Here is a 14,756-nt window from a genome sequence, read left to right as displayed (position 1 = left end):
TTGATGAAACCGTGTCGTTGTCTGACCGCTTTGGGCTGTGGCTGTCGTTCCATCCCATGACCCAACCTGTGTATTTGGATATTTGTGCGCATTATTTGGCGCAAGCAAGTTTGCCTTTTGATGAGGAAGCAAAAGCCGCTGCCTTGCGCTTTGCCAGTGAACGCGGCGGACGCTCTGGGCGCGTGGCTTATCAGTTTAGTCGGTATTATATTGGCATGAAAAGGTTGGAAAATTAACATGTACACATCTCAAGACCAACTGACCGAACTGGTGCGCAGGCTGGAAGAAAAACAGCATATTTTTGCCGCTGACCCTATCCTTATCACGGAAAAACTGCAACATGAGTCGGGCGAACCGCTGACCAAATTGCGCCGCCGTGCCTCACGCATTGATAATGACGGCAAACTTGCGCAGCTACTTACCACCATTGACACTCGCGTCAATGGCGTAATTTGGGGATTGACTGTGCTGTGGTTTATTTTGGGCTTTGTCGCGTTATTTGGCTTGATGCAAGCGCAGGTGGTGAACTTTTTTTATGTGCTAGCCAGTTTATTAGGGTTTAATACCATTATTTTACTGGTTTGGCTCGGTTGGATGCTGTTCTCACCGCGCAACAAACCCAGTTTTTTTGGTACTTTTTTTACCCCGGCAACCCTAGTGCGGGGCAAAGATATTGTTACCCAAACGGCAGTCGAGCTATATCAAGACCAGCTCAATCATGCTGGCACCAAATGGTACGTCAGTCGTATCAGCCACCAGTTTTGGTTAGCCAGCCTATCGGGGATGTTGGTATCATTAATTCTATTGTTATTGGTCAAAAATTATAATTTTGTGTGGGAATCAACCCTACTGCAAGACAGCAACGTGGTGGAAGTGGTCAAGCTGATGTCTTGGCTCCCCCATTGGGTAGGCTTTCCTACGCCAACGGCGCAAGATATTATCACCGCGCAAATGAATCCTGAAACCACGCCACAGATGATTTCGTTTCGCTGGGCGATGTTGTTAATCGGCAGCCTACTGATGTACGGTATCGTGCCACGTTTGCTCGCATGGCTATGTTGTCTGATGATGGTACGCTCAAGCCGTATGAAGCTTGATATCAAACAGCCGTACTATCAAAAAATTATCGATTTTTGGCAGCGCAAAGTGATTGACCCCGATGACAGCCCTGCTGAGCAAAAACCTATTGCGCCCACTGCCCAAATCAGCCTAGCCAATAAACTTGCCGTGTTACTCGAGTACCCGCAAGCCAACCCGCACTGGTATGCCAAAACCGTCGGCATGGCGGCGCAAAACTTTGGTCGTATTGATGATCGTGATGACTTGGAAAAACTGATTGCCTACCTTCAAATCAACCCTGTTCAAGTGCTCATCGGTATCTCCAATCTCGCACTCCCCGACCGTGGCACCCTGCGAAAACTCGATAATATCGCAAGCGCGGCAAAAGGCGGTATGATTGTGCAACTGCTCGATGCCAATCAAGGCTACCTGCCAAGTCCGAGCGAAATTGAAACCATCAAAGCCCGTCAACTACAATGGGAAACCGCGTTGGCAGAACGCCAAATTGCCCTAGTAAGAGAAAATTAACCATGAATGCCACGATCAGCTATGCCGATGTGATTAATAGCATTGCCCAAACTGCTTCACAGCTTACGCTCGCAGCGCAAAGCGCCTTTGTGCAAAATCTACTGCGTCAATTCGTTCAAAATCTACCACCCGACTGGCTTGACAACGAACTCGACAGTGAAAAACCTTACTATCAAGCCCTGTTTGACGCCGTAAATACTCAAACTTGGCAAACCGATAGCATCGAACAGGCGCTAAATGCGCTCGATGACATCATGTTTGCTATGGGCGAGAGCTATCCACACAGCACCAGTGACGCGATTTTACTGATGCTTGATATGCTGGGGTTTTATCTATCTTTGACAGCCATGGAAGAAAAATCCGAAGTAAGTGATGGTTGGGTGATTTTAACTGCGGAAGGCTATTTGGATTATTACGACCAACTGGCAGAAGATAGTAGCGAAAACACCGACGATGTTGCCCATAGTTTTGATGATTGGCTGGCACATTCACTGACCCAAACTGCCTTCAATCATGTCACCCATGCCTTAGAACTTGCCAAAAGAACTTGCCAAAAATAGCTCGCGCTGAATACATAAAGGTTAACAAATAATGGATAACAAAGACATAACCACCCAAGAAAAATTGACAATTGATTTAACCAAAGATTATTTGCCAGCGACGGCTACTGACAGTGCGACCCATCCAAGCACCGATATCGCTACGCAATCGCCCAACCATCCATTAGCCCAAGCTGAACAAACCCCCTATCGCAGCCGCAAAATCAGCATTGGCGAAAATGAAGCGTTAAAATTGGCGGTGGTGGGGCATACCAATACCGGTAAAACTTCGCTACTACGCACCCTGTTGCGTGATATGTACTTTGGCGAAGTCAAAAATGCGCCTGCCACTACCCGTCATGTGGAAAAAGCCATGATCAATGACAGCCAAACGGGGCAAGGCTTGGTGGCACTGTATGACACGCCCGGTCTAGAAGATGCGTCAGGGCTACTTGATTGGTTAGAAGACAACACCGCTGCCCGCCGTGATGGTGTGGAGCGGTTACAGCAATTTTTGGCAAGCGCACCTGCGCAAGACGAGTTTAGCCAAGAAGCCAAGGTCATTCGTCAGCTGATTGCCAGTGACATGGCTGTCTATGTGATTGATGCGCGTGAGCCTGTGCTCGGCAAATATAAAGATGAGTTGACGGTGCTGTCATGGTCAGCCATCCCCGTCATGCCTGTATTTAACTTTACTAAGGGTCAAGATAGCAATATCAATGAATGGCAGCAGATGCTAGCACGCCGCAACTTGCATGTATCCACGCGGTTTGACTCAGTGGCGTTTGAATTTGATGATGAAATCAAACTGTGGCAAAACTTAGAAACCATGCTGATACAACCTGAAATTATCAAACAGCTGATCGAGCGTCGTAAAGCCGATTGGGATGATTTGTACGATGATGCCAATATTATCATTGCGCATTTTTTATTAAACGTTGCCGCCTTTGTTGAAACCATTCATGAGGAGGATGATCCGCTGCCTACCTTACAAAAAATGCAAGAAAAAGTACGCCAAGCTGAACGCAGTATGCAAGATGAACTGCTAAACCTCTATAAATTTTATGACAATACCGTCACCACCACACCGCTTGAGCTGACTGAATATCGCCGCGATCCGTTTGATAAAGAAGTACTAGCTAGTTATGGGATTCGTACCACAGGCGGTGCAGCGGCAGGCGCGCTGATTGGACTGGGTATTGATGTCGCCACCCTTGGCACGTCACTGGGGCTGGGTACGGCGCTTGGTGGTTTGGCAGGTGGCTTACTGTCAAACACCAGCGCGATTGCCGACAAAATCAGCGGTGTCAAACGGCTGCACATAGACCCTGCCACCCTGACCTTACTGGCGACTAGAGCAATGGATTTGCTGACTGCGCTACGCCATCGCGGTCATGCGGCGACTGATATCATCATGGCGAACCAATCGCTCGCGCCTTGGTCAGTTGATAGATTGCCAAGTTTGCTCAAAAAAGCGCGTGGTAAGCCCGAATGGTCATCGCTCAACACAGGCAGACAAGCCACTGTATCTGCCAAGCAGTCGCATGAGCTGCGTGATGAGGCAGCTTGGCAACTATCACGCCAACTAAGACGCTGACTTATTAACCTACAATCATGATAAAAAACTTGGCTAAAAATTATCTAGCCTTGTTAAGGCTATTATTTGTTAAGCCCATTATAAGAATTTATTAAGCTAATTTTGTTATTTTTATCTTTTAATCTATCTTTTAATTTATGTCATTTTTTTTGTTTTTGAGGGCAATACCATGTATTCAGCACATCATGAACCACATTTTAGTAATCGCAACAACTGGCTACGCGCAACCGTGCTCGGTGCCAACGATGGTTTGATTTCCACCGCCAGTCTATTGATGGGGGTTGCGGCAGCGCAAGTGGACAGTCATACCTTGCTGTTGACAGGGGTGGCCTCGCTGATTGCTGGCGCAATTAGTATGGCAGCGGGCGAATATGTCTCCGTCTCTTCGCAAGCCGACACCGAAAAAGCCGACTTGGCAAAAGAAGCCTATGAACTTGAGCACAATTCAGACCGCGAGCTAAAAGAACTGACGCATATTTATGTTCAGCGCGGCTTAACGCCTGCTATGGCACATGATGTGGCGGTAGCACTCACTGCTCACAATGCCCTAGAAGCGCACGCGCGCGATGAAATTGGACTTACCGATACCGCGTCTGCCAATCCGCTACAGGCAGCCGTGGCATCGGCTTTATCCTTCATCACAGGGGCGCTGCTACCGGTGCTGTGTATTTGGCTGTTACCAAAGCAATTTTTGGTCGGCGGTTTGGGCACAGTGACCTTGATAGGATTGGCAGTTTTGGGCTGGTTATCGGCGTATTTGGGGGGTGCCAAAATTTTCCCTGCCATTGTGCGGGTGGTCATTTGGGGCGTTGTCGCGTTGGTTACCACCAACCTTATCGGTGAAATGTTTGGGGTAAAAACGGGTTAGTCAATCACTTTTTATCGCATTATTTATCGCCAATTTTTATCATTACCATTTGCAAAACCAATTTTTTCTTATAAGATAAGGAAACTGTAATAATTCAGCAAGTTTATAGAAACTTTTATTGGGTGATAGAGTAGCGTTTCTATAAATTAAACAGTTGGCAAATAGTCAAAAATCCTATGGGATTTTAGCTTTCTACGGTAGTGGGAGATAAGGTAATGCAAGATTTTGTCAATGCGATTAATGATTGGGTGTGGAGTCCCGCATTAATCTATCTATGTTTATTGGTTGGTTTATATTTTTCAATTCGTAGTCGTTTTTTACAAGTGCGCCATTTTGGTCGCATGATTCGATTACTGATGGACGGCAAAAGCACCGATCAGGGTGTGTCCTCATTCCAAGCACTCGCTATGTCACTCGCAGGTCGTGTGGGTACAGGCAATATTGCCGGTGTGGCAACGGCGATTACGTTTGGTGGCCCTGGTGCATTATTTTGGATGTGGATGGTAGCGTTCTTGGGTGCCAGTACCGCATTCGTTGAGTCAACGCTTGCGCAGATTTACAAAGAACGTGATGATAAAGGCTTTTTTATCGGTGGTCCAGCCTATTATTTTGAAAAAGCACTAGGGCAAAAATGGTACGCGGTGTTATTTGCGATATCGGCAATTGCCGCTTGTGGTTTATTGTTACCAGGTGTACAGGCCAATTCGATTGCTGAAGCAATGAATAATTCACTGGGTGTTGCACCTAGCGTTTCAGCCGCCATAATTGCGGCACTACTTGGCTTTATCATCTTTGGTGGTGTCAAACGTATTGCCTCCTCGGCTGAGTTGATTGTACCTTTTATGGCACTTGCCTACATCATCGTGGCAATTGTTATCATTATCATGCACATCGGTCAATTACCTGAAGTGCTATCGTTGATTTTCCGCTCTGCGTTTGGTATGGATTCTACGTTTGGTGCTGTGTTGGGTCTTGCCATCCAATGGGGTGTGAAACGTGGCGTTTACTCAAATGAAGCAGGTCAAGGTACAGGTCCTCACCCATCGGCAGCCGCTGATGTGTCACACCCAGCCAAACAGGGCTTAGTACAAGCGTTTTCAGTATATGTCGATACGCTATTTGTTTGTTCGGCGACAGGTTTCATGCTAATCATTACTGGCATGTACAACGTACAAGACCCTGCCAACAAAGAAGCCTTCTTATATCAAGGGGTTAAAGGCGTTGCCGCAGGTCCAGGTTACGTTCAAACTGCGATGGAAAACATCATGCCAGGTTTCGGCTCAGTGTTTGTAGCAATTGCGCTATTCTTCTTTGCCTTCACTACCATCATGGCGTACTACTATATTGCAGAAACCAATATCCGTTATCTCACTCGTACCATAAAGCTAAATTGGGCAATCCCTGTACTCAAAGTAGTGATTTTATTTGTGGTAATTTATAGCTGCTTAAAAACCGCCGACTTGGCATGGGCACTGGGTGACTTGGGCGTTGGTTTGATGGCATGGCTAAATATCATCGGTATCTTATTCTTGCAAAAACCTGCGTTTGCCGCACTGCGCGATTATGAAGCACAGATCAAGCAAGGCAAAGATCCGATCTATGATGCACGCGCCAATGGCGTACATAATGCGCCTATTTGGGATGAAATTTCAGCCAAATATCGTAAAGAATTTGGTGAACATCCTAACCATGATCGTTTTGTACCCTAATTTTAATATGTGAATGCTTCAATGCTTTCACTTGACAGCCGTTAAAAAAAATAAGCCCCATTGACTGGGGTTTATTTTTGTGATGAATGATTATCTTTTGATTGGGATTTTAATTAACCCAAAAAACGCAATCAGTAAGGCGATAACTTGTACAGCCAGCAGCGTATAGACTGTATATAGCCATTTACCTTGTGCATATGCCAGACCACACGCCCACGCACCGATACTACCACCGATGTAGTACGCCATATAATATAAACCTGACGCCAGCGACCGCCCTTCTTTGACATTCACCGCGATATAAGTAATGGTCGCCGATTGGGTAATAAATACCCCAGTTGACATCACTGCAAGCGCCACAATCACCAAAGAGATAGGCGCAGCCAGTGTCATCAGCACGCCCATCATCGAAATTATCACGGCCACGCGCACCATACGGGCAGCGCCGTATTTGGCAATCAAACTACTTGCAATCGGTGTGACCACCACCCCAATCAAATACACCGCAAAAATGTTAGCAAGCCCTGCACTCGATAGATTGTACGGTGCGTCTGCCAAATGCAAATTGACATAGGTAAAACAGCCCACTAATGAAAACAACACGCACGCGCCAAGCAGTCCTGCGGTCACCACATAACGGTTGCGCACATGTTTACTTAGCATGTGCAGCGCCGATGTAAAATTTGGGTTGGCATGAAAATGCCGTGAGCGCGGTAATAACCAAGCCACCAAACCAGCGCCTAGCACTGTCAACACGCCCATGAACACAAAGCCTTTTTCCCAGCCGATAAGCTCTTCTAAATGCCCCAAGATAAAGCGCCCTAAAAATCCCCCAAATACGGTACCTGAGACATAGTAGGACATCATTTTTGCCATCTCTTTGCCCGCGTACTCTTCCCCGACATAGGCAATCGTCACCACTGTAATACCAGGTACTGCCAACCCTTGCATAAATCGCCAAATAACGATACTAGAGAGTGAGTCAGACAGCCCAATCATCATCGTGGGTATTGCCATAAAGGCAATAGATGCCACAATGATATTTTTACGACCCACAGCATCAGACAACATCCCCATAAACGGTGACATGATGGCAATGGCAATCACCGTCGCCCCAACTGTCATGCCCACTTGCGTTTCGGTCGCTGAAAACGCTTGCATCATAATCGGCAAAATCGCTTGAATCGAATAGACTTGCAAAAATGCAAACGCGCCAATCATGCCAATCATGATTTTGACTATCAATGAGGGTGGCATTGTCGGTGGTTTGATATTCGGTTGTTGAGAAGGCGGTTGGTTTTGCGGTTGGCTATGGGGTGGTTTGCGGCTAGTTAAGTTACTGGATATTAGTGTGTGAGTATTAGTATCGGTGTCAGTGGAATGATTGGAAGAATCTAAATGCCCAATGGCATGTTGTGCTTGAGAAGTCATAGGTGACCTTTTTACAAAGTAGTGCCCGTCAAAGAAATGCCTATACTAGCACTAAATCGTGGTATTTATTGTTAAAAGAAGTTTAACCTTAAGCCATGCTTTTCAAGCCAATCACGTGAATTGAGGGGTATTGGCAAGCCCTTCAATGCCAAATTTGGCGTCCTAGAGTGTAATATTTTTAACACACGGCTGTTTGTCAAAACATCCGTATTTTTCAAAACATGACTATCCCGCCATAGCAAAACTGCAGTAATATTTAGTACATTGTGGAAGTTAACCTTAAAATCAATAGGATTGAATTATGCCGGAGAATTTAAAACAGCCAATGCCCGCTGCCATGCAAGCGTATTTGACACAGTTGCATCAAGTGATTGTTCCGTATCTGTTAGCGCAAGGCGTTCAGCCAAATGCCATCAACGCACGTGAAGCGTTAGCCAATTTGACAACCGCATTTGTCACTGACGCACCCAACATGGCAAAAATCATTGATACGGTGCTAGTGACGCCAAGCAATTTTCGGGGTTACAACGTACCACTTAGGCTATTTGTACCGAGCATTTGCCCCCTGCCAAATGAACAAGCAACGGCTGACGTGCCGGTAATGGTGTATTTTCATGGCGGTGGTGGCATGGCAGGTAGCGTCACCGTGTATGATAAACTCTATAAAAAATTGGCAGAAGCGACAGGCTGCGTGGTGGTAGCGCCCGAATATCGCCTTGCACCAGAAAACCGCTACCCTGCCGCGATTGATGACGCCCACGCGATTTTAACGTATTTAACAGCGACCCTTCAGCAACTCGGTTATGCCTGTAACGGCAAGCTTATCATAGCGGGTGATAGTGGTGGCGGTGCGATTACTGCCACCTTGGTGCAAGATTGGCTTGCCAAACGTGTGAATACAGACTTAGCTATCACCCATCAAATTTTGATTTATGCCAGTCTAGACTACACCATGTCACAACCCTCGATTGAGGAAAATGGCACGGGTTATTTACTGGAATCTAGTAAAATCCGCTGGTATTTTGACAATTATTTTTCAGCGTATGATGACCGTGAACTCAGCTCACCGTTTTGGACCGATATGGCTACCCTACTGCATCATTCGCCGTATCAAGCCCCAAAGACACTGCACCTAACGGCTGGTTATTGTCCGCTACGTGATGAAGATATCGGCTATCATGAGATATTACAAGCCGCAGGCGCGCCATCCCAACTCCTCCATTTTGCGGATATGCCGCACGCATTTTTGAATATGGAAAATCTGTGCCCTGACCAATGCCAACAACTGTATCAAAGCGTTGGCGAATTTTGCCAATAATCAAACGCTCCCAAACCCCTGCACAGCCGGATAAAATTTGCCCAGTCTAATGACAAGCCAAAATAAGCTACTCAATAAAAAAGCACCCAATTAGGTGCTTTTTTTTACTGCCTATAACTTATAGCGGTTTGCCTGTGCTATTGCGGCGGCTACGTTTTGGGGCATCCCAACCATCTTGTTTGCCAGCCGGTTTAGCGGATGGCTTGCTTGATGAAGCATAACGGTCAGACGATGACTTAAATCCTTCCGATCTTGAAGATTTACCGGCAAATGGTTTGTCTGATTTTTTGAAACCCTCAGATTTAAACCCGTTTGAGCGTGAATCACCAGCACGTTGACCCTCTTTTGCCGGATATGGTCTGTCGCTACGTTTTTTAAGCGGTTGACCAAAGGTTTCTTCTACGATTGGACGTGGCTTGCGAGCGCGGTCATCGCCACGAAACTCGCTAGAGCGTTCGGTTTTTTTGGCAAAAGGTTTGTCACCAAAACGGTCATTTTTTTCAAAGCGGTTAGAACGCTCGCCATGACGCTCACTGCTGTTACGGTCAGTGTTGTAACGTGGTTTATCACCTTGATAGCCTTTAAAGCCATCTTTGTTAAAACTACGGTTATCATCGCGGCGACGATCTGCATACTCACCTTGGCGAGGCTCACGATTGCCTTGGCGTGAATCACGGTCAAAATTTGGTTTGTCCGATGATTTAGCGGCGCGGTGAAAATCGCCCTGACTGTTGCCATGACGGTTATCTGAATCGCGGTGACGACGCGGCGCACTCGCATCATCACGCCCAAAACGACTATCGCTGTTGCCTTGGTGACCTTTGTCAAAACGCTCACGTTTTTCAAAACGTGCCGAACTATCGTTGCTCGCTGGTTTGCCATAGCGTTCTTGGTTGTCAAAACGTGGCTTGTCCGCAAAGCGACGCTCGCTCGAAGGTCTATCGCTTGAACCAGCAAAACGTTGTGAGCGACTGCCACGGTCATCACGACCGCCACGGCTATCACTGCCGCTGCGACCACGACCGCGACCATTAGGCTTACCACGACCTTCAAATTTTTCCACAAAACGCGGTTCTAAGCCTTCAACTTGCGCTTCATTGATATCACGTTTTAGGTAACGGGCAATATTGCCAAATTGACGACGGTCATCGCGGCTACATAGGTTGATAGCAATACCAGTACGACCGGCACGACCTGAGCGACCGATACGATGTACATAATCTTCTACTTGGCGCGGTAAATCATAGTTAAATACATGGGTAATATTAGGTAAATCAAGACCACGTGCTGCCACGTCTGTTGCTACCACGATATCAAATTTGCCACTGCGTAGATCTGAGACAATACGATTACGCTTGCTTTGTGGCAAGTCACCATGCAGATAACAGGCTTTGTGGTCCCATTGTTGTAGGCGCTCAGCCACTTCTTCACTGCTGCGTTTGGTCGCGGTAAAGATAATCGCTTGACCACGCTCTGGGTCACAAATCAGCTGCTCTAATAATTTATTTTTATGGTCAAAGTTGTCACAGAAGTACACTTTTTCATCGATGTGTGCGGTTTCAACTTTGATGTTGATACGCTCTGGGTCTTTGGTAAAGCTTTCAGCGATTTTACCGACTGGACCATCCCATGTCGCAGATGACATGATGGTTTGGCGATGCGCGGGTGTGGCTTCCAAAATCGCATTGATGTCATCGGCAAAACCCATGTCTAGCATACGGTCTGCTTCATCAAGTACCAACATGGTCAAATCAGAGAGATTTACACGCTGGGCATTGATATGATCTAGCAAACGACCCGGCGTCGCTACGATGATTTGTACGCCTTTTTTTAGCGCACGGATTTGACCACTGTATGCCGCACCACCCACAAGTGGCACACTGTACAAATCTTTCATGGCTGAGCCATAACGACGGATACTGTCTTGTACTTGGTTGGCAAGCTCACGCGTCGGTGTCAAAATCAACGCTTGTACGACTTTTGGCTGTTGGCGACCACGTTTGCCACTTGCGGTCTTTTCTGCCGCTTTTTCTTTGGCTTGTAGTTCGCTTAATTGATGCAAAATTGGTAATACAAACGCGGCAGTTTTACCACTACCTGTTTGTGCGGATAATAGCAAATCACGACCCGCTAAAGCAGCAGGAATCGCGCGCGCTTGGATAGGCGTTGGTGTGGTATAACCCGTTGCGACGATACTTTTTAGTAATGAACCTGAAAGACCCAATGCAGTAAAACCATTTTCGCTAGGGTTAGCATCGTCAGACGTTGGCGTATCCGTTGCTACAGTATCAGTCGCTACAACATCCGTTGTCGCAGTTGCTTCTGTGTCATCAACTAGAGTGTTGTCAGTAGGCTGATTGATATTGGCTTGGCTGTGGTTAAAAAAATTATCGATTGAGTTATCAGCAAAATCTGTGGTTGAATTAAAATCAGTCATGTAAGTCCTTAAAAAATAAGTTAATCAAAGTGTCGGTGGTAACCTTGATTGAAAACACGCAACAAGCAAAAGCCCTCAAGCTGACTGCACTTTCAAAATGGATAAGCAAAATGAAGAGGCAAAATTATCAGCTATCATTAATCACAAATATCGTGTTAATCGCTTTAAAGCATTGTAATCGTCTCTGTAAGACTTATTTTTTTCACTATAAAAATAGCGACAAAACCTACTATCAGACTTATCAAAACTTTTGAAACAGTAAAACCATCAAAAAAGTTCGTATCGCGGCATTCACAAGAATGCTTAAAAAATACAATGCTAAATATTAGGTTATCATCGGAAGATTATCAGCGCTTACAATGGCGCGCGTGATATATAGGCAGATGGATAAGCTAGATTAATTGGAAAATTGACGTTGCTCTTAGCGTTTAGGTAGCGTATATGAGTCATTATTGGTCAGTTTTCTTTCGCAATTAAAAAACTTACCAAGTGAAATAGGCATCAAAAACACCTACTTAAAAAAGTGATAACCCCACTAGCACATCTTCGGCACACTGGCTGTCTGCTACCGTTGCTACCTTCCGGTCCTGGCGGGGTTCACAGCAGCTAGTTGCGAAGCTACCAATGGGGTTACCGAAGCGGTATTCTAGAGAATTCGGCGACCAAATGCAAACTATTTTTATCATATACACCAAATTTTTGTATTTAGTTCACTTTTACACACGCTAAACCATCACCAAGCAACATTTGGGTAAATTTTTGTCGAACTTCTTACCCTTTTTCTACAATTCTTTCGCTGCAAATGTTACAAAATATTTTATAATGCCCATTCAACAACGTATTGAATGAGCTAAATAGCAGTTTAATCAGCAACAGATTCATGCCAACCCATATAAAGAAGCATTAGAAAAACTAGGAAAAAACAATAGGAAACACTATGACACATTTAAGCACCGCAACTAATAATCATACAATGACCAAAGGTATTGCAGCCAGTTTGCTTGCTATGGCGACGCTATTACCTTTTACCAGTGTTTCAGCCGCTACCTACCCTGTGAACCCATCCCCTGCGAACTCATCAATGACCAATACTTTAAACTACGGCTTGCTTAACTTTGCTGCCTCAGCAAGTAAAAAAGTCAGCAATGACCAAATCAATGCGACCCTTAGCAAAACTGTGCAAAACAAATCAAGCAGTGAGGTGGCTAATCAAATCGCTACTACGTTGAACCAAGCGGTAGCCATTGCCAAAAAATACCCACAAGTGCAAGTCAGTACGGGCAACCAAACCACCTATCCGCAATATGATAAAAACCAAAAAATCATTGGCTGGACGGGGAATGCAAGCTTGAATTTAAAGAGCACTGACACAGTCGCCGCTAGCAAATTGATTGCCGAATTGCAAAGTTTTATGACGGTTGATGGATTAGACTTTAGCGTGTCTGATGCTGCGCGCAAAGCCACAGAGCAAGAATTAATGATGGAAGCTTCCAAAAACTTCCAGCGCCAAGCGCAAACGCTGCTGCCTGTCTGGGGCGCAAAAGGCTATCAGTTAGTTTCGTTGGAGTTTAGTCAAGGGGGCGATTATCGTGCACCGCGCGCGTATGGCAGTGTAATGATGCTAGAAGCCAGCAGTGCCAAAGTCGCTGACCAAAACTTCCAAGCGGGCGATAGCACCATTACAGTCACTGCCAATGGTACCGTGCAACTGGTCAAATAATCCGATTTTAACCACAAAAAAACCTGTTGAATCAACAGGTTTTTTTGTTTGTCTTTTACTCGCTAAGCAATACTTAGTAAGAAACTTAGTAAGAAATTTCTGCACGGCGGTTTTTTGCCCATGCCGCTTCGTCATGACCGGGATCGGCAGGTTGGTCTTCACCATAGCTGATGGCTTCCATACGTGAAGCTGATACCCCTGACGTTGCTAAGTAGGCTTGTGCGGCTTGGGCACGGCGCTCACCCAATGCCAGATTGTATTCACGGCTACCACGCTCATCAGTGTGACCCGCAATGGCGACACGGGCACTTGGGTTGGCTTGTAAGAATTGCGCTTGTTGATTTAATACAGCTTGACCTTGAGCGTCAATTTCACTGCTATCAAAGCCGAAATACACGGCATTGGGATTCGCACCCGCGGCGGTGATGACTGACGTTGAGTTTGTTACCACAGCGCCGCCGTTATAGTAGCCTACGCCACCGGGAACGCCCATCGGCGCAACCACTACTTCAGACGTGCCGGTACGTTTGGCAGAACACCCTGTTAAGGCGATGGTTGCCATCATCGCAGCAGTGCTTACTACTTTTACCATCGTTAATTTCATAGTCTTTCCTCAAAAATTATAATTTAACGCGTTTACCTATTTTGTTACTTTTCGATAGAGTAAATCAATCTCGCGCTTTTTGTAAACAGTGTTACTGTAAATTTTAGCCAACTTTTACTCAAAGTGCTCAAAGGAGTTTAATTTTTGGATTAAACAAATAGCTTAAAAAATTCACCGGTTATAAGATAAGTGATAACAAAACAAGCTGTCTAAAGTTGTGTCTACAACCGCTACCAGCGAAACTTATTCCATAATTCAGGGTTTGCCCAAAACTTGCTATTAAACCAATCTGGCAAATGTTTATAGTCAAACAGATTAAATTGCCATACTTGGTAGCTGGTTGCATGGTGATCTTGGTCATTCTCCACAATCGGCTGCTCATGTAATCGGCTAAAGCCAAAGCTCACCACATCAACACCTGTTGCTGGCTGGGATAAGTCTTGCACCACCAAACAATGCTTGGCAAACAAGTCGCGACAGCGCTGAATAATTTGGGTGTCGATAGTGCTATCATTTGATAATATTATCACTGCCAAGTCATAGCGTTTGGCAAACCGATGTGCGATAAACTCTTGATAATCAAACGCTTCCCAACTCACGGCTTGATCAATAGCTTCATCAATGGCTTGAATTTGGCTAAACACCGACTGCTTGTCATTACCGATAATCAGCCCAGTGAATGGTTGATTTGTTGATGCGGTATTTTTATCTTTGCTTAAATCGTGTTTGCTCAAATCATGTTTGTTTAGGCTATCTTTACTTAAAAATGCCAGACTTTGTCGGACGACATCCGTGATGCTTAAGGTGGGATTGGTCAAAATAAAATCCTTTTGATGAGTTTTTATTAGATACTGTTGATAGATACGGTTGAATGATAGCCGTGATATAGCCATGATAAGGGTGGCTAATATGCCATTCTTTAAAACCAATTATAACTATCTATCAT

The 14,756-nt window shown here is 45.5% G+C and carries 11 protein-coding genes, 1 other RNA gene and 1 pseudogene; 8 read left to right on the top strand and 5 right to left on the bottom strand.

Annotation, left to right across the window (positions count from 1 at the left end):
• The 6 genes from RT064_RS10445 to RT064_RS10420 form a co-directional block, all read left to right on the top strand.
• The coding region (locus RT064_RS10445; protein ID WP_313063244.1) for a DUF815 domain-containing protein at nt 1-236 on the top strand (236 nt) is incomplete at its 5' end.
• 1 nt (nt 237) lies between these two features.
• A complete protein-coding gene (locus tag RT064_RS10440; RefSeq protein WP_313063242.1) occupies nt 238-1,587 on the top strand; it encodes a DUF2868 domain-containing protein in 1,350 nt (449 codons plus the stop codon).
• 2 nt (nt 1,588-1,589) lie between these two features.
• A complete protein-coding gene (locus RT064_RS10435) occupies nt 1,590-2,147 on the top strand; it encodes a hypothetical protein (RefSeq protein WP_313063241.1) in 558 nt (185 codons plus the stop codon).
• Between the two features lie 31 nt (nt 2,148-2,178).
• The gene (locus tag RT064_RS10430; protein ID WP_313063240.1) at nt 2,179-3,723 is read left to right on the top strand and encodes a DUF3482 domain-containing protein; all 1,545 of its coding nucleotides are present in this window, start codon (nt 2,179-2,181) and stop codon (nt 3,721-3,723) included.
• Nucleotides 3,724-3,892: 169 nt separating this feature from the next.
• Complete coding sequence (locus RT064_RS10425; protein WP_313063238.1) at nt 3,893-4,591, top strand: VIT1/CCC1 transporter family protein; 699 nt, start codon at nt 3,893-3,895, stop codon at nt 4,589-4,591.
• 215 nt (nt 4,592-4,806) lie between these two features.
• On the top strand, nt 4,807-6,300 hold the full coding sequence (locus tag RT064_RS10420) for an alanine/glycine:cation symporter family protein (RefSeq protein WP_313063237.1): 1,494 nt from the start codon (nt 4,807-4,809) through the stop codon (nt 6,298-6,300).
• Between the two features lie 90 nt (nt 6,301-6,390).
• Here the strand turns inward: RT064_RS10420 and RT064_RS10415 are convergent, their stop codons facing one another.
• Complete coding sequence (locus tag RT064_RS10415; protein ID WP_313063245.1) at nt 6,391-7,557, bottom strand: MFS transporter; 1,167 nt, start codon at nt 7,555-7,557, stop codon at nt 6,391-6,393.
• A gap of 475 nt (nt 7,558-8,032) precedes the next feature.
• Here RT064_RS10415 and RT064_RS10410 point away from each other — a divergent pair, with 475 nt between their 5' ends.
• On the top strand, nt 8,033-9,049 hold the full coding sequence (locus RT064_RS10410) for an alpha/beta hydrolase (RefSeq protein ID WP_313063236.1): 1,017 nt from the start codon (nt 8,033-8,035) through the stop codon (nt 9,047-9,049).
• 820 nt (nt 9,050-9,869) lie between these two features.
• On the opposite strand, the pseudogene RT064_RS10405 reads toward RT064_RS10410, so the two are convergent.
• Both RT064_RS10405 and ffs read right to left on the bottom strand, forming a co-directional pair.
• Nucleotides 9,870-11,273: pseudogene (locus RT064_RS10405) on the bottom strand (DEAD/DEAH box helicase); the annotation flags it as partial.
• A 743-nt stretch (nt 11,274-12,016) separates the two neighbouring features.
• Nucleotides 12,017-12,113: signal recognition particle sRNA small type (gene ffs, locus RT064_RS10400), an RNA gene on the bottom strand.
• 310 nt (nt 12,114-12,423) lie between these two features.
• On the opposite strand from ffs, the gene RT064_RS10395 reads away from it, so the two are divergent.
• Nucleotides 12,424-13,206: an SIMPL domain-containing protein gene (locus RT064_RS10395; protein WP_313063235.1), complete on the top strand. Its 783-nt coding sequence runs from the start codon at nt 12,424-12,426 to the stop codon at nt 13,204-13,206.
• Nucleotides 13,207-13,291: 85 nt separating this feature from the next.
• Here RT064_RS10395 and pal read toward each other — a convergent pair whose 3' ends face one another.
• Both pal and RT064_RS10385 read right to left on the bottom strand, forming a co-directional pair.
• Nucleotides 13,292-13,810 (bottom strand): peptidoglycan-associated lipoprotein Pal, encoded by a 519-nt coding sequence (gene pal, locus RT064_RS10390; RefSeq protein ID WP_313063234.1) that lies wholly within the window; start codon nt 13,808-13,810, stop codon nt 13,292-13,294.
• Nucleotides 13,811-14,040: 230 nt separating this feature from the next.
• Entirely contained in the window at nt 14,041-14,628 is a 588-nt protein-coding gene (locus RT064_RS10385) for a DUF6231 family protein (protein ID WP_313063232.1), read from the bottom strand.
• Nucleotides 14,629-14,756: the final 128 nt, after the last annotated feature.

The sequence above is a fragment of the Moraxella sp. CTOTU49097 genome (assembly GCF_032064105.1).
Lineage (GTDB): Bacteria > Pseudomonadota > Gammaproteobacteria > Pseudomonadales > Moraxellaceae > Faucicola > Faucicola osloensis_B.
Note: the sequence above shows the minus strand (reverse complement) of the source record. Positions and strands in the feature narration are given on the sequence as shown.

What these genes read in the sequence shown, in the direction of transcription:
- pal (WP_313063234.1), bottom strand. Translation starts at nt 13,810, where the DNA reads ATGAAATTAACGATGGTAAAAGTAGTAAGCACTGCTGCGATGATGGCA.
- RT064_RS10420 (WP_313063237.1), top strand. Translation starts at nt 4,807, where the DNA reads ATGCAAGATTTTGTCAATGCGATTAATGATTGGGTGTGGAGTCCCGCA.
- RT064_RS10415 (WP_313063245.1), bottom strand. Translation starts at nt 7,557, where the DNA reads ATGCCACCCTCATTGATAGTCAAAATCATGATTGGCATGATTGGCGCG.
- RT064_RS10425 (WP_313063238.1), top strand. Translation starts at nt 3,893, where the DNA reads ATGTATTCAGCACATCATGAACCACATTTTAGTAATCGCAACAACTGG.
- RT064_RS10430 (WP_313063240.1), top strand. Translation starts at nt 2,179, where the DNA reads ATGGATAACAAAGACATAACCACCCAAGAAAAATTGACAATTGATTTA.
- RT064_RS10435 (WP_313063241.1), top strand. Translation starts at nt 1,590, where the DNA reads ATGAATGCCACGATCAGCTATGCCGATGTGATTAATAGCATTGCCCAA.
- RT064_RS10410 (WP_313063236.1), top strand. Translation starts at nt 8,033, where the DNA reads ATGCCGGAGAATTTAAAACAGCCAATGCCCGCTGCCATGCAAGCGTAT.
- RT064_RS10395 (WP_313063235.1), top strand. Translation starts at nt 12,424, where the DNA reads ATGACACATTTAAGCACCGCAACTAATAATCATACAATGACCAAAGGT.
- RT064_RS10440 (WP_313063242.1), top strand. Translation starts at nt 238, where the DNA reads ATGTACACATCTCAAGACCAACTGACCGAACTGGTGCGCAGGCTGGAA.